The organism is Paenibacillus pasadenensis DSM 19293 (assembly GCF_000422485.1).
Taxonomy (GTDB): Bacteria; Bacillota; Bacilli; order Paenibacillales; family Paenibacillaceae; genus Paenibacillus_O; species Paenibacillus_O pasadenensis.
On record NZ_KE383852.1, the window covers coordinates 126,996 to 143,480 of the forward strand.

Annotated in this window: 18 protein-coding genes; all 18 read right to left on the reverse strand. The window is 63.0% G+C overall.

Translation table 11 applies throughout. From position 1 onward, the window contains the following. Window positions 1–94: 94 nt before the first annotated feature. Window positions 95–742 carry a DUF1405 domain-containing protein gene (locus H582_RS0118675; RefSeq protein ID WP_043111589.1) on the reverse strand — a complete coding sequence of 216 codons (648 nt, stop codon included), beginning with the start codon at window positions 740–742 and terminating at the stop codon, window positions 95–97. 84 nt (window positions 743–826) lie between these two features. Then, on the reverse strand, window positions 827–1,705 hold the full coding sequence (locus H582_RS0118680; RefSeq protein ID WP_028599751.1) for a menaquinol-cytochrome c reductase cytochrome b/c subunit: 879 nt from the start codon (window positions 1,703–1,705) through the stop codon (window positions 827–829). A gap of 18 nt (window positions 1,706–1,723) precedes the next feature. After that, on the reverse strand, window positions 1,724–2,395 hold the full coding sequence (gene qcrB / locus H582_RS0118685) for a menaquinol-cytochrome c reductase cytochrome b subunit (RefSeq protein WP_028599752.1): 672 nt from the start codon (window positions 2,393–2,395) through the stop codon (window positions 1,724–1,726). 18 nt (window positions 2,396–2,413) lie between these two features. Then, complete coding sequence (locus tag H582_RS0118690) at window positions 2,414–2,947, reverse strand: ubiquinol-cytochrome c reductase iron-sulfur subunit (RefSeq protein ID WP_028599753.1); 534 nt, start codon at window positions 2,945–2,947, stop codon at window positions 2,414–2,416. A gap of 265 nt (window positions 2,948–3,212) precedes the next feature. Next, window positions 3,213–3,617, reverse strand: coding sequence for a DUF2487 family protein (locus tag H582_RS0118695; RefSeq protein WP_028599754.1), 405 nt, complete (start codon window positions 3,615–3,617; stop codon window positions 3,213–3,215). A 124-nt stretch (window positions 3,618–3,741) separates the two neighbouring features. Next, window positions 3,742–3,924: an IDEAL domain-containing protein gene (locus H582_RS0118700; RefSeq protein ID WP_028599755.1), complete on the reverse strand. Its 183-nt coding sequence runs from the start codon at window positions 3,922–3,924 to the stop codon at window positions 3,742–3,744. Between the two features lie 188 nt (window positions 3,925–4,112). Continuing rightward, complete coding sequence (locus tag H582_RS0118705) at window positions 4,113–5,309, reverse strand: hypothetical protein (RefSeq protein ID WP_028599756.1); 1,197 nt, start codon at window positions 5,307–5,309, stop codon at window positions 4,113–4,115. Window positions 5,310–5,438: 129 nt separating this feature from the next. Then, the gene (locus H582_RS0118710) at window positions 5,439–6,026 is read right to left on the reverse strand and encodes a histidine phosphatase family protein (RefSeq protein ID WP_028599757.1); all 588 of its coding nucleotides are present in this window, start codon (window positions 6,024–6,026) and stop codon (window positions 5,439–5,441) included. A 78-nt stretch (window positions 6,027–6,104) separates the two neighbouring features. After that, window positions 6,105–6,695: an anti-sigma factor family protein gene (locus H582_RS0118715; protein WP_028599758.1), complete on the reverse strand. Its 591-nt coding sequence runs from the start codon at window positions 6,693–6,695 to the stop codon at window positions 6,105–6,107. Next, window positions 6,692–7,285, reverse strand: coding sequence for an RNA polymerase sigma factor (locus tag H582_RS0118720; RefSeq protein WP_028599759.1), 594 nt, complete (start codon window positions 7,283–7,285; stop codon window positions 6,692–6,694). The genes H582_RS0118715 and H582_RS0118720 overlap by 4 nt, the downstream gene beginning before the upstream one ends. A gap of 664 nt (window positions 7,286–7,949) precedes the next feature. Next, entirely contained in the window at window positions 7,950–9,041 is a 1,092-nt protein-coding gene (locus H582_RS0118725; RefSeq protein ID WP_028599760.1) for a prephenate dehydrogenase, read from the reverse strand. Window positions 9,042–9,045: 4 nt separating this feature from the next. Beyond that, window positions 9,046–10,143, reverse strand: a complete 1,098-nt coding sequence (hisC, locus tag H582_RS0118730; RefSeq protein ID WP_028599761.1) for a histidinol-phosphate transaminase — start codon at window positions 10,141–10,143, stop codon at window positions 9,046–9,048. Window positions 10,144–10,243: 100 nt separating this feature from the next. After that, the gene (gene trpA, locus H582_RS0118735) at window positions 10,244–11,050 is read right to left on the reverse strand and encodes a tryptophan synthase subunit alpha (RefSeq protein ID WP_028599762.1); all 807 of its coding nucleotides are present in this window, start codon (window positions 11,048–11,050) and stop codon (window positions 10,244–10,246) included. Continuing rightward, window positions 11,037–12,242 carry a tryptophan synthase subunit beta gene (gene trpB, locus H582_RS0118740; protein WP_028599763.1) on the reverse strand — a complete coding sequence of 402 codons (1,206 nt, stop codon included), beginning with the start codon at window positions 12,240–12,242 and terminating at the stop codon, window positions 11,037–11,039. Before trpB ends, trpA begins: the two co-directional genes overlap by 14 nt. Next, entirely contained in the window at window positions 12,239–12,961 is a 723-nt protein-coding gene (locus H582_RS0118745) for a phosphoribosylanthranilate isomerase (RefSeq protein WP_052333424.1), read from the reverse strand. Before H582_RS0118745 ends, trpB begins: the two co-directional genes overlap by 4 nt. Next, window positions 12,958–13,755, reverse strand: coding sequence for an indole-3-glycerol phosphate synthase TrpC (trpC, locus tag H582_RS0118750; RefSeq protein ID WP_028599765.1), 798 nt, complete (start codon window positions 13,753–13,755; stop codon window positions 12,958–12,960). Before trpC ends, H582_RS0118745 begins: the two co-directional genes overlap by 4 nt. Next, window positions 13,745–14,800: an anthranilate phosphoribosyltransferase gene (gene trpD / locus H582_RS0118755; protein ID WP_373864111.1), complete on the reverse strand. Its 1,056-nt coding sequence runs from the start codon at window positions 14,798–14,800 to the stop codon at window positions 13,745–13,747. Before trpD ends, trpC begins: the two co-directional genes overlap by 11 nt. After that, window positions 14,797–16,371: an anthranilate synthase component I gene (gene trpE / locus H582_RS0118760; protein WP_028599767.1), complete on the reverse strand. Its 1,575-nt coding sequence runs from the start codon at window positions 16,369–16,371 to the stop codon at window positions 14,797–14,799. Before trpE ends, trpD begins: the two co-directional genes overlap by 4 nt. Between the last annotated feature and the right edge of the window lie 114 nt (window positions 16,372–16,485).

Below are 16,485 nucleotides of genomic sequence, written 5' to 3' on the forward strand. Positions count from 1 at the left end.
TGTCCTACTTTATGCAGGGACAGGCAGGTTTATGATGGCGGATCCACGCACCTCGAATCGGATCAGCGGCCGCGCCGGCAAGCCCTAGCCCCGGTCAGCGGCCGCGCCCGTCACGCCCCCTCCGCAGCAGCGCCAGTCCGAGCATCGTGACGAGGAAGCTGAACACGGTCAGCCCGACCGTAAAGGTCCGCACCTCGGGCACATAGTCGTACAGCGGCCCCGGCAAATAAGGGAAGATGCCGAAGGTGTAGTCATTGTAGTCATTCAGCAGCAGCCAGCCGAGCGCGAACGCCGCGGCAGCTCTGCGGAACCGGAAGAACGGCAGATAAAGCAGCGCTTCCACCGCCATCCCGAGATGCGAAGCCATCAGCATGTAATGCTGCGGCTCCAGCGGCTCCCCTTGGGAGGCGCCGGCCACGATCATCGAGACCGCCCAGATGCCGTACTTGATCGAGGTGACGACGCCAAGCGCCTCGATCGCCGAGCGCAGCAGCCGCGCTCCCCGTCCAGGCGATGCGGGCGGAAACAGCAGGTAGAGCAGCGCCAGCGTAAAGAAGAGGCTGGCGGTAGGACTGTCGGGCACGAAGACGATTTGCCACCAGGGGTGTCCGTTGCGGACGGTCTGCTCGAGCTGATGAGCATACCAATAGTAGCCGTAGACAGTCCCAAGCGCGTTGACGATGAACAGCGTCCACAGGAACGGCCGATACAGCAGCAGGCTGCGATCCAGCTTGATTCCCATCGTTGGTTCCTCCTTTGATGCCGGAATCGGTACAGAAAAGACCTGACTGCCGAAGGACAGTCAGGTCTCTCGCTCTGCCGAGACTTACTCGCCGGCAGCCTTTTGCTTCGCCAGCCAGTCGGCCAGCGTGTTGATTTCTTCGGAGGAGAGCTGTTCGCCGAACGCCGGCATCGCGCCTTTGCCGTTCGTGACGATGTCAGCCAGCTCTTCCTTCGTCAGCAGGTCGCCGACGCCATGCAGCGATGGAATCTTCGCTCCGGCTTGGCCTTTGAGGTCCGTGCCGTGGCATTGGAGGCAGCCGGCCTTTTCCATGATCGCCTTGACGTCCGCGTTGTCCGCGTCGACCAGAGCGACCTCCTCGACCGGCTTCGTCGCCGAAGGCGGCTCCTTGCCGGACATGGCCGCTTCGCGCGCCTCTTCCTCGCGGGTGATATGCTCCGGCACCGTGCCGGTGACTTCAAGCTCATGCTGGTAGAAGTCCCAGCTCACCTTGGTGAGATAGAAGCAGGCGACGAGCGAGAGCAGCATGAGCGCGCTCGCGATCGGACGGCGGTAGAAGCGGCGCTCCTTGCCGGTGTCCAGGAACGGAGCCAGCATCAGCGAGCCGAACGCGACGCCGGGAATGCCGACAACGCCCCAAGCGACATAATCGCCGGACACCCAAGGATACTTGAGCAGCTGGTACAGGAACAGGAAGTACCAGTCCGGAATCGGAATGAACGCCGAGTTGGTCGGGTCCGCCGGATAGCCGAGCGGAGCCGGGTGGGCGATCGTCAGGACGAGGAATCCGACCAGGACGACGCAGCCGACCATCCATTCCTTGAGCAGGAAGTTCGGGATGAATGCTTCCGAACGGCCGGGGAAGGAAGTATAGTCCGGCGGCACCGCCACTACTCCGGAAGGCTTGCGCACCCGGGAGTCGCCGACATAAACGACCTTTTCGTCTTTGTTGCCGTGAGCCATTTAGGTCCCTCCTCTCGGTTATAGAGGACCCGCGATGCCTTGCTTGCGGATCATCAGGAAGTGCGCGGCCAGCAGAGCCAGCAGGGCGCCGGGCAGGAAGAACACGTGGATCGCGAAGAAGCGGGTCAGCGTCGTCGCGCCTACGATCTCGCCGCCTTGCAGGAAGATCTTGATATACTCCCCGATGTAAGGCACGGAGTCCGCGATCTGGATGCCGACCTTGGTGGCGAAGTATGCCTTGTTGTCCCACGGCAGCAGGTAGCCCGTGAAGCCGAGGCCGAGCATGATGAAGAAGATCAGCACGCCTACGACCCAGTTCATCTCGCGAGGCGCCTTGTAGGAGCCCGTGAAGAAGACGCGCAGCGTATGTAGGAACATCATGACGATGACGAGGCTCGCGCCCCAGTGGTGCATGCCGCGTACGATGGAGCCGAACGGCACCTTGTGCTGCAGGTAGTCGACGCTGGCATAAGCATTGATGATGTCCGGCACATAATACATCGTCAAGAACATGCCGGAAAGGATCTGGATGACCGTGATGAAGAACGTCAGTCCCCCGAAGCAATAGACGAAAGCGGAAAAGTGATGGGCCGGGTTGACATGCTCCGGCACTTCATGGTCCGCTACATCCCGCCACAGCGGCGTTACGTCAAGACGCTCGTCGATCCAGTTGTATACGCTTTTAAACATCGGAACTAACGCCTCCCATTAAACCCGCGTGTTGGGGATGATATCGCCCAAGTAGACGAAACCGTTCTCGACCTTGACCTGGTACTCGTCAAGCGGAGCCGGCGCCACGCTCAGGTTTTTGCCATCTACCGTGTAATGCGCGCCGTGGCAAGGACACACATATTGATTAGCAGTCGTCGTGTTCCAGCCGATCGTGCAGCCGAGATGCTTGCACACCGGCGAAAGGGCGAAGATCTTGCCTTTGTCGTCCTTCATGATCCAGGCCGCCTGCTCGGGATCGCTTACATACCAAGCATCCACCTGATGGATCTTGAACTTGAATTCGGTCGGCTCGCCGACCTTCACCTTGCTCTCTTCCACGACCTTCACGAAACTGCCGCCCGCGCGCTTCTCCAAGAGGGGATCAACGGCGAACCGGATCATCGGCAGCACGGCGCCGCCTGCCATGAATGCAGTTGCTCCTCCGAGGGTGTACGCGAGAAACTGCCTGCGGGACATTTCCTTGCGTTTTACGGGAGTATGCGCGGTCTCCTGATACTCGTGATTACTCATCTGTTCAACCCCCTTTGCAACCATTTCGGATGCCTTGTCCGCCAGACATTCCGTGTCGAACCAAGCAATTCCTATCATACGTCAGTCATATAGGAGCGTCAAGAATTTGGAAGTTCAATGTTCAAAAATCGCTCCCATGTTTGTTGCTAATTTGTCACAATTGTCCCTGCTTTCGACACGCGCAGTTAACAATCATTCCCTGAGACATGGTTTCCCCCAAAAGGGCCGTCTCTATACGCGGCCGAAGCATCGCATCCGCTTCCGTTCAGGCGTTCCAGAGCCGGCGGATCTCGCCGCGGATCCGCTCCGCGTCCGGCAGCGTGCCGTCCTCTCCCGGACCGATCGTCAGATCGGCCTCGGCCAGCCCGTCCAGCCGCAGCGCGGCCGAAGCGGCGACTACGTAGCGGAAGCCCGCCTTCTTCAAGTTCGCGACGAGCGGACCGAGCGCCGCAGCCGTCTCCTCGCTTCCGTACTGAACGGCCGGATAGGCGATGATCCGCCCTCGGAACGGAACCTCGACCGCATCCATCACGTCGCGCAGCTTTTCAAGCGCGGCCGCAGCCTGCCACGGATTCTCGGCTCCGCTCAGCCCCGTAACCGGCAGCAGGCAAGTATCGACGAACGGCTGCAGCTCGGGCCAGCGCGACTCCTCGATTTCGCTGAATTTCATCTCGCACCTCCTTTAGCGCCATAACCTTTACTATGGTACCTTTTAGCGGCACGTTTGCCAAGCACGAACCCCCCGCCGGTCCGGCGTGCCGGATCGGCGGGGGGCATGGGATGCGCCGACATCGTCAGCGCTGCAGCGTATTCCATTGGGCGGCCAGCTTCTCGAAGCCTTCCTTGTCGCCGGATTCCAAAGCGTCGTCGATCGCCGCATAGATCTTTTCCTTCCGGAACCGGATCAGAGCTTCATCGAGAAGCATTTCCGCGGCCAGTCCGAGCATGACCTCGTAATTCGCCTTCATTTTGTCCATGGGATGCACCTCCGCTAATTTGTGCACCTATACCTTCCTCGCTGCAGTTTGTGCCGGTAGTGCCGCCAGGTATAGAATCGACGCCAACCTATCGCCGCGATCTCAATCTATTGTATTCGCCCTAGCGGCAGCCGGGAGAGGCTGCTGACCCGCCAGCTAGAATAATATGCTCCTGCCTGCCGCCCGCGCTAGACGCGCCGGACGGGGCTTTCATCGATCCGCAGCACGTCCCCGTGCTCCACGCTCACCCCGGCGATGACCGCCCGGCCGAGCCGCGTCATCCTCAGCACCGTTCCCCGCTGCTCCTCCTCGCCGATCCTGAGCAGGCCGAGATGCAGCATCATCATGAGGATCCGGGAATCCATGACCGCTTCCGCCGTATCGTAATAATAAGGCTTCACATACGGGATCAGGACCTCCCGCAGAGAGTCGGCCGTCACCCAGCGGTCGGCCAGCTCGTCCACCCAGTGGACCATCGAGGCCAGGTTGGGCACCGCTCCTTTGTACAGTCTCAGCCAGAACCGATAGAGCTGCTCCGTGCCGAACGCCTGACCGCCGAGCAGAGCCGCCTCGCCTAGCGGCGTGAGCAGCAGCTCGCTCTCCGTCTCCTCGACCCACTTATTATAGAAGCAAAAATCGTAGACGAGCGAAAAGCGCTCCGGATATTCGCGGAAGCGCCGGCCGTAGCCGAACCTCCACGCCGCTTTGGCGGGCGGCTCCTCGCGTACGCCGAAGCTTTCCATCGCCTGCAGCATGCTTCGGCGATGCATGTATCCCTCCCGAGTCAGCGGCACCTCGTGATGCCTCACGTAAGAGAGGAGCGCTTTGACATCGCCTGCGAGCAGCTCCTGCTCGTCCCGATAGACGGGCGGCTCGTCCGTAAAGACCAGCCGTTCGCTGAACTTCCGCTTGAGCGTCTGGCGGAATCGGTCCTTGAGATCCCTAGGCACGCGAAACAGATATCGGTCAGGTCCCGATATGCCGTTGAACAGCCAGCCGCAATGCTTGAAGCGGACGATCATGTCCCGCGGACTTTCCGGCGCCTCCGGCTGCTTTGCTTTCTTGCCGCGCCCCTTCGCCTTCGCTTGTCCTTGGGCAGGCTCGGGCGCAGGTTCAAGCACGGAACGGCTGGACTGCACCCGGGCGATCAGCTCTTCGAGACTGAACTGCTCCCGGCTGTCGAAGATCAAGGAGTTGATGAATCTCAGCTCCTCCAGCTTCATCGCCCCGATCTGGGCATCGAAGCCTTCGCGCGATCCCGCTTTTGACAGGATCGCCTGAATCAGCTCATGCTTGGAGTTGCCGTTGCAGCGGCAGTCATATACTTGCGCGATCCGGCTCAGCTGGGCGATGTCCGCATAGCCCAGCATATCCGAGAAATTCATCTCTCGTCCCTCCTTCTATCGGCCAAGTTCCCTTCTAGCTGCTTTTTGTACTACCATTATGGGACGATCCGGGAGATTTAAGACGTGCCGGACAACAAAAAAACCCGCCATATCGGCGGGCTTGCGGGTTCAAGATATTTCTTGCAGATGAAGCGTGCAGTTATGGAGCAGGGACTGCCAGCCCGCCTCTCCGTGCTCCAGCACGGAAAAGCACATATTGTGCAAATAAGGCTGATCCAGTCCTTCGACCATGACCCCGAGCATCTGGGCAAGGAAGCTTCCGTGCGTCACGGCGAGCAGGTTGCCCTGAGGCATCCTGGCCGTGTACGATTCAAGGAATGCGGCCGCGCGCAGGCGGACGCTCTCGTCCGTCTCCACCCCGGCTCCCGGATTCGTCCGCCATCCTTGACCCCACGCCGCCAGGCGCTCTTCTTCCGTCGTGCCTTCGATCTTGCCGAAGCTGCGCTCGATGAGCAGAGGCTCCGGCTCCAGCAGCGGTATGCCCAGCTTGTCCGCGATGATCTTCCCCGTCTCGGCGGCGCGCGACAGGCCGCTCGTGACGACCGCGTCCCAGCGCTGCTCTTCCCCCGCGAGCCGGCTTGCGAGCAGCATCGCCTGGCGCTTGCCTTCGTCGTTCAGCGGGATGTCGGTGATGCCTTGAATGCGGCCGAGCGCGTTCCAATCGGTCCGGCCGTGCCGGATCAGACCCAGTTTCATCGTCTAGCCTTCCTTCCTGCTTCAAGTCGTTAGGAGTGAGTATAACAAAAAATCCGGCCGCGAGGCAGCCGGAGAGCGTTATTTTCGAATTCGGGACAGCCATCCCATCATGAGCATCGTCATGACGAGCCCGAGCATGGAGAGGATGATCCAATATTGAGGGGCGCGGGGAACGAGGCTCAGCAGCAGCGGATCGCTCACCGTGGCGACGGGAATATCGCCTGAGATCGACGCCTTGAACACGGGAGAAGACGAAGCATTAGCGGTTTCCATGATGCCCTTCGTCTCATCCGTTTGGCCGCCCCGGCCAAGAAGCACGTATAGCAGGCTGGTGCAGAACATCGCCAGGCAGGCCGCAACGGCGGCGGACAGCCTCGGCCCGAAGGTGCGGTTCAAGGTGAACCGCCGCCTGAGCGTCCAGTCCATATGATCCTCGGCGTAGATCCGGTCCATGACGGTCCGGTTGACCTCCTCGGCCCTCTCGGCCATTTCGAAGTCTTCCGCAAAGGAGAGCTCCTGGATAAGGCGCTCGCTCTCCGCCCAAAGCTCGTATTCCTGCCTGCAGGCTATGCAATGCTTCAAATGCAGGTCGACAGACTGCTTTACAGGATCGCCCTCAGGCAGATCCCAATAAAGCGCAAGCGCATCCTGCACTTCTTCGCATTTCATCGCAGCTTCATCCCTTCGAACGCTTCGCTCTCCGTTTCTTCGAAGTAGGGTTCCAGCTGGACCTTGACGCTGCCCCGGGCACGGAACAACAACGATTTGACCGAGCTGACGGTCCCGCCCAGAACATCGGCAATCTCCTGATAGTCCAATCCTTCATATTCGCGCAGGATGAGCGCGGAGCGCTGCTTCTCCGGAAGAGCGTTGATCGCGTCCCGGACAAGCGCCATCCGCTCTCCCTGAAGCAGCCTCTGCTCCGGAGCTGCGTCCATCGGAGCGATCGGCATGACGCCGCTCTCCTCGAGGGGAATATGTACGCTGCGCTGCTTGCGCAGCTCGCTCAGCACCGTATTGCGCGCGATCGTGTACAGCCAGGTGGAGAACTGAGCGTCCACCTCGCGGAACGAGTGCAGGCTGCGGTAAGCTTTGTAGAAGGTCTCGGAGCAGAGATCCTCTGCGACGAGCTCCATCTTGGTGCTTCGGAGCATGTGAAGGATAAAGGCCATGATCTTGCGCTGGTAACGCCTCATAAGTTCGGAATAGAGCTCTACATTTCCATGTTTGATTTGCCGGATCAGATCGGAATCATCCATGACAGGCGGCTGTACCTCCTCACCTGCAGCGATTTCCGTCCGGTATCTAGTTGTACCGGAACGGATGCAGAAAGTTGCGCTGCCGCGCAAAAAAGAAAGAGAAATGAACATGCGACGATAAAGTGTATTTCGGCATCCTGCGAACGATTCTGAAGAATAATCATTCGCCAGCCGGCGCCAAATTCCTGCCGGCTTCGACATCATGGGTTATTACCCAAAAGCTGGATGTCCGCAAACTCCTCGTATTGTATCATGGGGGGCGCGAAAGGGATCGAATATGAGGAACTTCTAAGAAAAGGCAAGCTCAAAACAAAAAGCCGCCCGAGAGGGCGGCCCGCACAAGACGTGCGATGGAGTTGGATAGGAGTGGAGAGAAACCATACTGTACTTTTATTATATGTATCCGTTTTCAATCTGTCAATAAGCGTTTTCATTTTGTTCGAAAAAAGTTTGAAGCGGTTTCATGAAGGCAGCTCGCCTAAAACGAAGCGCCCTCTGCCGGGCGGCAGAAGGCGCTTTCGTCTGGAAGAGGCAAAGCCGAAAGGCGGCGATGCTCTGGCGTCGCCGCCCACACCGGAACGGCCACTTGGACCGGCGATGCCGCTTGGACCGGAGGCCGCCGCTTGGACCAGTGACGCCGCTTGGACTGGACGCCGCCGACGGATCAGCTCTTGACCGTATACCCCAGCTGCTCAAGCGCATCGAGCGCCTGGTCGAGATCCCCTTGGGTGCGGAAGCTGAGGCGCAGCACGCCGGGAACATCCATCCGGCTCTCGATAATCTGCAGATTGCTCAGGTTGATCCGGCGGTTGCCGAGCTCCGTCGCGATCTTGCCGATGATGCCGGGATGATCGGGCACGTCCATGTAGCATTCGTAAATGGACTGGAGCACGCCCTTGCGGCGCTCCGGCAGGCTGCTGCGGAATGCTCCCGCGGCGCGGAACGCATCGCTGATCGCCTCGCCGTCCTGCTTGCGCAGGATGTCCGCGAGCCGTTCCAGCTCTTCTCCCCACTCCTGCAGCAGCCGCAGCACGACGCTGCGGTTCGCCAGCAGAATATCCCGCCAGACGACCGGATCGCTCGAGGCGATGCGCGTGATGTCGCGGAAGCCTCCGGCCGCCAGCATTGCATAAGCCTCGTTGGACTCGTTGTAGCGGCGCACCTGGTTGACGAGGCCGGCCGCGATCAGATGCGGCAGATGGCTGATCGCTCCGACGATCTCGTCATGCTCCGAAGGATTCATATGCACGATTTTGGCACGGGTATGGCCGAGCAGCTCCGTCAGCCGCTCGACCGCATCGGCCGGCGTGCCGGCCTCCGGGGTGAGCACGTAATAGGCGTTCTCGAACAGGATCGGGCTGGCCGCCTCCACCCCGGCGCGCTCGGACCCGGCCATCGGGTGGCCGCCGATGAACACGGCGCCATGCCAGTCGATGGCGGAGACGGCTTCGGCGACGCCGGACTTCGTGCTGCCGACGTCCGTGACGACGCAGCCCGGCTGCAGCGGCATGAGGCTGATGCGGCGAGCGTAATCGGCGAGCATGCCGACCGGCACGCACAGGAAGATGAAGTGCGCCCCCCGCACCGCATCCTCGAGCGAGGTCGTAGCCTCGTCTACGACGCCCAGCTTGACATACTTGTCGGCCGACTCTTGACGATAGGAATAACCCGTTACGTGCAGGCCGGGCTGTCCTTTGAAGCACAAGGCGAGCGAGCCTCCGATGAGGCCCGCTCCGATAATGGCGATTTTGGTCATCGATTTACTGTTGCACCGTCGCTTCCTTCAGCACTTCCTCCAAGGCGGCGACAAACTTGACGTTGTCGTCCGCCGTGCCGATCGATACGCGCAAGCGGTTCGGATACTTGGACCATCCGGCGCGCGTAATGAAGCCGCGGCGCAGCAGCCGGTCGAACGCCTCGCGGGACGGCATGCCGACGTCGACGAGGACGAAGTTGGCCTGCGTCGGGAAGTAGGCCAGCCCGAGCCGGTCGAACTCGCTCTGAAGGTAGTCGCGCTGGCGGAGATTGTTCTCGCGGCAGCTGTCGACGAACGCCTGGTCGGACAGGGCGGCCTTGGCCGCGGCCTGCGACACGCGCGCCGTATTGAACGGCTCGCGCACGAGGTTGATCGCATGGATGACGTCCGGATGGGCGATGCCGTAGCCGATCCGCAGCGCGGCGAGTCCGTAGATCTTGGAGAACGTGCGCAGCGAGACGAGGTTCGGATAGCGCTCCAGCAGCCGGATGCTGTCCGGATAGTCCGGATCGTCGACGAAGTGGCAGTACGCCTCGTCAAGCACGCAGAGCACGGACGCCGGCAGCGCGTCGAGGAAGGAGACGAGCTCCCGCTCGCTCACGATCGTGCCGGTCGGATTGTTCGGCGAGCAGATCCAGACGATCTTGGTGCGGTCGGTGACCGCGGCCAGCATCGCCGGCAGATCCTGCTTGCCGTCCACGAGCGGCACCTCGACGATGACGGCGTTCTCGACGACCGCGTTATGCCGGTACTGCGAGAACGTCAGATCGGCCATGACCGTCTCGTCTCCCGGCTCGAGGAACGAACGGGCGAGCATGAGGATGATCTCGTCGGCGCCGTTGCCCCAGATCAGCTGCTCCGGCTGGACGCCGAGATGGGCGGCGGTCGCCGCCGTCAGCTCGACGCTTGCCCCGTCCGGGTAGATGTTGCTGTTTTCGATCTCGGTCAGGATCGCCTGCTTGGCCAGCGGCGAGCTGCCGTAAGGGTTCTCGTTGGAGGCCAGCTTGATGACCTCGCTGAGGCCGAGCTCTCTCTTGACGTCGTCCACCGGCTTGCCCGGCTGGTAGACGGGCAGATCCACGATATGGCGTTTCGTATTCATGGTTCACCTCATAAAAAAGTAAAGTCCGCTTCCCGCGTCATGCCCTCTATTGTCTCACAGTTTCCGGGAAGTTGGAAGCACTTTAAAGCGGTGCACCAAGTCAGCCGCGCAGGGAGGCGACGAAGCGGCCGATCTGCGCGATTCCGTCGCGGTACGTCGACGGCTCGGCAAGCAGCGGCAGCGCCTCTTCGACCTGCCGCACGATCGCGCTCCCGACGATGACGCCGTCGGCATGGCGGCTCATCCGCTCGACCTGGTCGCGGCTGCTGATGCCGAAGCCGACCGCGATCGGCACCGGCGCCGCCTCGCGCACCGACTGCAAAAATTCCTCGATGCCGCTGTGGAATTCGCTGCGCATGCCCGTCACGCCGAGCGAGCTGACGCAGTAGACGAACCCTTGCGCGCTTGCGGCGATCCGCTGCACGCGCGCCTTGGACGTCGGCGCGACAAGCGGAATGAGGTGGATGCCGGCCTCGGCGGCCATTTCCCGCACCTCTCCGTCCTCCTCGATCGGCAGGTCCGGGATGATGAGGCCGCTGATGCCCTTGTCATGGAGGAGCGTGAAGAACCGCTCCAGCCCGTACTGCAGGATCGGGTTGAAATAGCTGAACAGGATGAACGGCATGCGGCAGCCGGCTTCCCGGGCGCGCTCAGCCACCAGGACGCAGCCCTCGAGCGTCACCGGTCCGCGCAGCGCTCGCTCCGATGCCTGCTGAATGACCGGTCCGTCGGCCAGCGGGTCGGAATAGGGAACGCCCAGCTCGACCATGTCGGCGCCGCTGCGCTCCAGCTCGAGCACGATGTCGACCGTCGCGTCCAGGCTCGGATCGCCCGTCGTGACGAACGGAATGAGCGCCGCGCGGCCCTCGGCCTTCAGCGCCGCGAACACTTCGTCAATGCGATTCATTCGGCTTCCCCCCCAGATATCCCATGATGGCTTCTACGTCCTTGTCGCCGCGGCCCGACAGCGAGACGACGATCGTCTTGTCCTTGGGCAGCGTCGGGGCGAGCTTCATGACCTGCGCGATCGCGTGGGCCGACTCCAGCGCCGGGATGATGCCTTCCGTGCGGCTCAGCAGCTGCAGCGCTTCGAGCGCTTCCGCGTCCGTGACCGGAACGTACTCCGCCCGTCCGGAATCCTTGAGGTAGGAATGCTCCGGTCCGATGCCCGGATAGTCGAGTCCGGCGGAAATCGAGTGGGCCGGCAGCACCTGGCCGCTGTCGTCCTGCAGCACGTAGCTGAGCGAGCCTTGGAACACGCCATGCCGTCCGAGCGTCATCGTCGCCGCATGCTCGTCGGTGTCGACGCCGCGTCCCGCCGCCTCGACGCCGATCAGCTGGACCGATTCGTCGCCGACGAACGGATAGAAGATGCCCATCGCATTGCTGCCGCCTCCGACAGCGGCGACGACGTAGTCCGGCAGCCGCCCTTCGTCCCGCAGGACCTGCTCGCGCGCCTCGTCGCCGATGATGCGCTGGAAGTCGCGCACCATCATCGGATACGGATGCGGACCGGTGACGGAGCCGAGGATGTAGTAGGTGTCGTCGACATGGCTCACCCAGTAGCGGAGCGTCTCGTTGCAGGCGTCCTTGAGCGTGCGCGTGCCCGACAGCACCGGCACGACCTCGGCGCCGAGCAGCTGCATGCGGAATACATTGAGCTGCTGGCGCTTCGTATCCTCCTCGCCCATGAACACCTTGCACTCGAGCCCGAGCAGCGCGGCGATCGTCGCCGATGCGACGCCATGCTGTCCAGCCCCCGTCTCGGCGATGATCTTCTTTTTGCCCATGCGCTTCGCCAGCACGCCCTGGCCGATCGTATTGTTGATCTTATGGGCGCCGGTATGGTTGAGGTCCTCTCGCTTGAGCAGGATCTTCGCGCCTCCGAGATGGCTCGTCAGCCGCTCGGCGTAGTAGAGCGAGGTCGGCCTTCCCGAATATTTATGGAGCAGATAGCGGACCTCTTCCTGGAAGCCGGGGTCCTTGGAGTAGTGCTTGTAGGCTTCCTCCAGCTCGAAGAGCGCGTTCATCAGCGTCTCGGGCACGTACCTCCCCCCGAACTTGCCGAAGCGTCCATTCTCGTCAGGTACCTGATTCATCGCTGCTTCACCCTTTCCGTAAATGACCGGATCCGTTCCGGCGACTTCTGTCCATCCTGTTCCACTCCGCTCGAGACGTCAATTCCGTCCGGCGAGTAGCCGTCGATCAGCTCGCGCACATTGTCCGGATGCAGCCCGCCTGCCGCCAGCAGCGGCAAGCCGGCGGCGGCGGCGGCCTCCGCATAGCCGGGGATCATTTCCCAGTCGAACGTGCGGCCGGTGCCGCCACCTGCCGTATCGAGCAGCAGGCCGCGAACGCCCGCGTCCGCATAACGCGCGACTTCCGCGGCGGCCGCCTCCGGCCCGGCAGCGAGCCGTCCCGCGTGCAGCGCCTTCCAGACGGGAAGCCCGGCGGCCTCCGCGGCGGCGAGGCATGCCTCCGGGCTCTCCGAGCCGTGCAGCTGCACGAGGTCGAGTCCCGCCTCCTTCGCCGCCTCGGCCAGCTCCGACGCCGGCGCGTTCACGAACACGCCGACAGCCAGCGGAGCGGGGCGTCCCGCTTCCTTCGCCGCGGCCTTCATCGCGGCGATGAGCCGCGCCGCCTCCGCCGCAGCGACCTGGCGCCGGCTCGGCGCGAACACGAAGCCGGCGTAGTCGACCGGAAGCTGCCCGAGCAGCCTGGCGGTCGCCTCGTCCCGGATGCCGCAAATCTTGAGCAGCGGAGCGGATGAGCCCTGGCCCGGAGCGGCGCCGCAATCGCGCCCTGCAGGAGCGCTCATCGGACGCGCACCGGTCCGAGCAGCCGCTCGACCGCCTCGGCCGGATCTGGCTGGCGCATGAAGTGCTCGCCGACGAGCACGCCGGCCGCGCCGGCCGAGCGTACGTAGGCGACGTCCTCGGGAGCGGAGATCGAGCTCTCGCTGATGACCGGAAGCCCGGCCGGCACCATCCGCATCAGCCGCTCCGTCGTCTCCAGGCTCGTCTCGAACGTATGCAGGTTGCGGTTGTTGATGCCGACCAGCTTCGCGATGCCCGCGTCCAGCACGCCGTCCAGCTCGCGCTCGTCATGCACCTCGACGAGCACGTCCATGCCGAGCGACTCGGCGATCTCATGCAGCTCCTTGAGCCGCGGGCGGTCCAGGATGGCCGCGATCAGCAGGACGGCGTCCGCGCCGATGACGCGGGCCTCGTACACCTGGCGGTAGTCGATGAGGAAGTCCTTGCGCAGCAGCGGCAGCGAGACGGCCGCGCGGATCGAGGCGAGGTATTCCGACGCGCCCTGGAAGTAGTCGCGGTCGGTCAGCACGGAGATGCAGTCCGCTCCGGCCTGCTCATACGTTTTGGCGAGCTCGACCGGATTGAAGTCGGCGCGGATCAGCCCTTTGGAAGGCGAGGCTTTCTTCACCTCCGCGATCAGGCCGACGTCGCGCCGGCGGCGCGCGGTGACGGCTCCGATGAAGCCGCGGCACGGCTCCATTCCGGAAATTTCTTTTTCATAGGCGGAAAGGCTGAAGCGGCTCGCCAGCGCTTCGACCTCGCTTTTTTTCGTATGGACGATGCGATCAAGAAACATGGGCCAGCTCTCCTGTCTTTTGGATCAATTGCTCCAGCTTGGCGCCGGCGGCGCCGCTGTCGATGGCATGGCGGGCGGCTTCCACGCCGCCGAGCAGCGTCACGGCCGCGCCGGCCGCATAGATGCAGGCTCCGGCGTTGAGCAGCACGATGTCGCGGTAGGCGCCGCGCTCGGAGCCGTCGAAGATGCGGCGGATGATAGCGGCGTTGTCTTCCGCAGATCCTCCCTGGATCGCCGACAGCGGCTGCCGGGCGATGCCCAGCTCCTCCGGCGTCAGGTCGTACGTGCGCACCTGGCCGTCCTCCCCGAGCTCCGATACGGTCGTAGCGGCGCTGATGCTGATCTCGTCGAGGCCGTCATGGCTGGATACGACGAGCGCCCGCTTGAGGCCGAGCGTGCCGAGCACGCTCGCGACCGTCTCGGTGCGGGAGCGGTCGTACAGTCCGAGCAGCTGCCGGTCGGCGCCGGCAGGGTTTGCGAGCGGACCGAGCATGTTGAAGATCGTGCGCACGCCGAGCTCCCGGCGCGGAGCCGCCGCATGGCGGAGGGACGGATGGTAGAGCTGCGCGAACAGGAAGCAGATGCCGATCTCCTGCAGGCACGCCGCCGCTTGGCGCTCATCGAGCGAGATCGCCACGCCGAGCGCTTCGAGCACGTCCGCGCTGCCGGCCTTGCCGCTCATCGCGCGGTTGCCGTGCTTGGCGACCCGCACGCCGGACGCGGCTGCGATGATGGACGACGCCGTCGAGATGTTGAACTTGTGGATGCCCGAGCCTCCGGTGCCGCAAGTGTCGAGCAGCCCTTCCTGCGCCGTCTCCACGCGTCGCGAGAAGCCGCGCATCGTCTCGGCGAAGCCGGTGATCTCGTCGATCGTCTCGCCTTTCATCCGCAGCGCCGTCGCGACGCCGGCGATCTGCGCCGGCGTCGCCGCTCCGTCCATGATCAGGCGCATCACGTCGCCCGCTTCCGCTCGGGTCAGATGTCCCCCTCCGATCAGCTTGTCGAGCGCCGTCTGCATCGTCGTCGTACGAACCGCCTCCATCATGCCCGCTCCTCCTTTCCTGCCGGTACGAAATAATCGCTGTTGATCGCCGCGGCTCTGGCCGGCTCGCCGCCGCGCCGCGGGAATGCGGCCTCGGCCGTGCGGATCGCCTTGAGCATGCCCTTGGCCTTGTTGACCGTCTCCTCGTATTCCTTTTCCGGAACGGAGTCCCACACGACGCCTGCGCCGGCCTGCACGTACGCCTTGCCGTTCTTGAAGATGATCGTGCGGATCGTGATGCAGGTATCCATGCTCCGTCCGCTGAAGCCGAAGTAGCCGATCGCTCCCGCGTAAGCCCCCCGCGCCTCCGTCTCGAGCTCGGCGATGATCTCCATCGCCCGCAGCTTCGGCGCGCCCGATACGGTTCCGGCCGGCAGGCAGCTGATGAAGGCGTCGAAGAAATCCTTGTCCTCGCGCATCGTGCCCGTCACGTTGGAGACGATGTGCATGACATGGGAATAGCGCTCGATCTCCATGAACGAATCGCAGCGCACGCTTCCGAATTCGGCCACCCGGCCGATGTCGTTGCGTCCGAGATCGACGAGCATCAGATGCTCGGCGCGCTCCTTTTCGTCCGCGAGCAGGTCGGCCTCGAGCTCGCGGTCCTCCTCCTCGGTGCGGCCGCGCGGCCTCGTGCCGGCGATCGGCCTCGTCTCGACCTTGCCGTCGGACACTTTGACGAGAGCCTCGGGCGACGTGCCGACGATGACCTCGTCGTCCATTTTCAAATAATACATGTACGGCGAAGGGTTGAGCGTCCTCAGGATCCGGTACACATGGAGCGGATCGACGTCGGTCTCGATATGGAACCGCTGGGACAGCACGACCTGGAAGATGTCGCCCGCGCGGATATAGTCCTTGGCTGCGTCGACGTTGGCGATGAACTGCTCCTTGGACAGGTTGGAGCGGATGTCCCCGAGATCCGGATCGTCGGGCAGCGGGCCCGCCGTCGCCAGCGGCGGCACCGGCTGGCGCAGCTTCTCGAGCGTGCGCTCGATCCGCTCGACCGTCGCCTCGTACGCCTGCTCGATCTCCCGGTCGGTCGCGGCGTCCGGCACATGCACGTTGCCGATGACGCCGATCTGCTGCTTGAAGTGGTCGAATACGATCATCGAGTCGCAGAACATGAACTGCAGGTCGTTCATCTGCAGGTCGTCATGGCGATGCTTCGGCAGGTTCTCGTAGTAGTGCAGCAGATCGTAGCCGAAAAAGCCGACGGCGCCGCCGCTGAAGGACGGGATGCCGGGAAGCTCCGGGCTGCGGTACGCCCGCAGATGGGCTTTCAGCAGCTCCAGCGGACGGCTCTCATCCAGCTCGATCCGCTCCCCGCGCTTCTCCAGCACCATCCGGCCGTTCTTGCCGTAGAGCATCATGAACGGGTCCATGCCGATGAAGGAGTGGCGGGCCCATTTCGCTCCGCCCTCGACGCTCTCCAGCAGGAAAGCTCTTTTCTCGCGGGCGAAATGCTGGAACAGCCGGATCGGCGTCTCGGTGTCCGCCAGCAGGTAGCGCGCGATCGGGATCAGATTGTACCGTCCCGCGAGGCGGAGCACGGACTGCAGCTCTCGATTCATCTTCATCGTCTCCTTGGCATCAGATGGAAAAGGACTTCATGCAAAAAGCTCCCGCCATAGGCGGGAGCTGGATAAGAGCGATGAAAAGAATAGGCTCGAAGAGCAGCCGCTGCA

Excerpts from the sequence above, each read along its gene's own strand:
- H582_RS0118705 (WP_028599756.1), bottom strand. The coding sequence starts at position 5,309 with ATGAATTTCTCGGATATGCTGGGCTATGCGGACATCGCCCAGCTGAGC.
- trpB (WP_028599763.1), bottom strand. The coding sequence starts at position 12,242 with ATGAATCAGGTACCTGACGAGAATGGACGCTTCGGCAAGTTCGGGGGG.
- trpC (WP_028599765.1), bottom strand. The coding sequence starts at position 13,755 with ATGTTTCTTGATCGCATCGTCCATACGAAAAAAAGCGAGGTCGAAGCG.
- qcrB (WP_028599752.1), bottom strand. The coding sequence starts at position 2,395 with ATGTTTAAAAGCGTATACAACTGGATCGACGAGCGTCTTGACGTAACG.
- H582_RS0118675 (WP_043111589.1), bottom strand. The coding sequence starts at position 742 with ATGGGAATCAAGCTGGATCGCAGCCTGCTGCTGTATCGGCCGTTCCTG.
- H582_RS0118710 (WP_028599757.1), bottom strand. The coding sequence starts at position 6,026 with ATGAAACTGGGTCTGATCCGGCACGGCCGGACCGATTGGAACGCGCTC.
- trpA (WP_028599762.1), bottom strand. The coding sequence starts at position 11,050 with ATGAATCGCATTGACGAAGTGTTCGCGGCGCTGAAGGCCGAGGGCCGC.
- trpE (WP_028599767.1), bottom strand. The coding sequence starts at position 16,371 with ATGAATCGAGAGCTGCAGTCCGTGCTCCGCCTCGCGGGACGGTACAAT.
- H582_RS0118680 (WP_028599751.1), bottom strand. The coding sequence starts at position 1,705 with ATGGCTCACGGCAACAAAGACGAAAAGGTCGTTTATGTCGGCGACTCC.
- H582_RS0118695 (WP_028599754.1), bottom strand. The coding sequence starts at position 3,617 with ATGAAATTCAGCGAAATCGAGGAGTCGCGCTGGCCCGAGCTGCAGCCG.
- trpD (WP_373864111.1), bottom strand. The coding sequence starts at position 14,800 with ATGATGGAGGCGGTTCGTACGACGACGATGCAGACGGCGCTCGACAAG.
- hisC (WP_028599761.1), bottom strand. The coding sequence starts at position 10,143 with ATGAATACGAAACGCCATATCGTGGATCTGCCCGTCTACCAGCCGGGC.
- H582_RS0118700 (WP_028599755.1), bottom strand. The coding sequence starts at position 3,924 with ATGGACAAAATGAAGGCGAATTACGAGGTCATGCTCGGACTGGCCGCG.
- H582_RS0118745 (WP_052333424.1), bottom strand. The coding sequence starts at position 12,961 with ATGAGCGCTCCTGCAGGGCGCGATTGCGGCGCCGCTCCGGGCCAGGGC.
- H582_RS0118720 (WP_028599759.1), bottom strand. The coding sequence starts at position 7,285 with ATGGATGATTCCGATCTGATCCGGCAAATCAAACATGGAAATGTAGAG.
- H582_RS0118725 (WP_028599760.1), bottom strand. The coding sequence starts at position 9,041 with ATGACCAAAATCGCCATTATCGGAGCGGGCCTCATCGGAGGCTCGCTC.
- H582_RS0118690 (WP_028599753.1), bottom strand. The coding sequence starts at position 2,947 with ATGAGTAATCACGAGTATCAGGAGACCGCGCATACTCCCGTAAAACGC.
- H582_RS0118715 (WP_028599758.1), bottom strand. The coding sequence starts at position 6,695 with ATGAAATGCGAAGAAGTGCAGGATGCGCTTGCGCTTTATTGGGATCTG.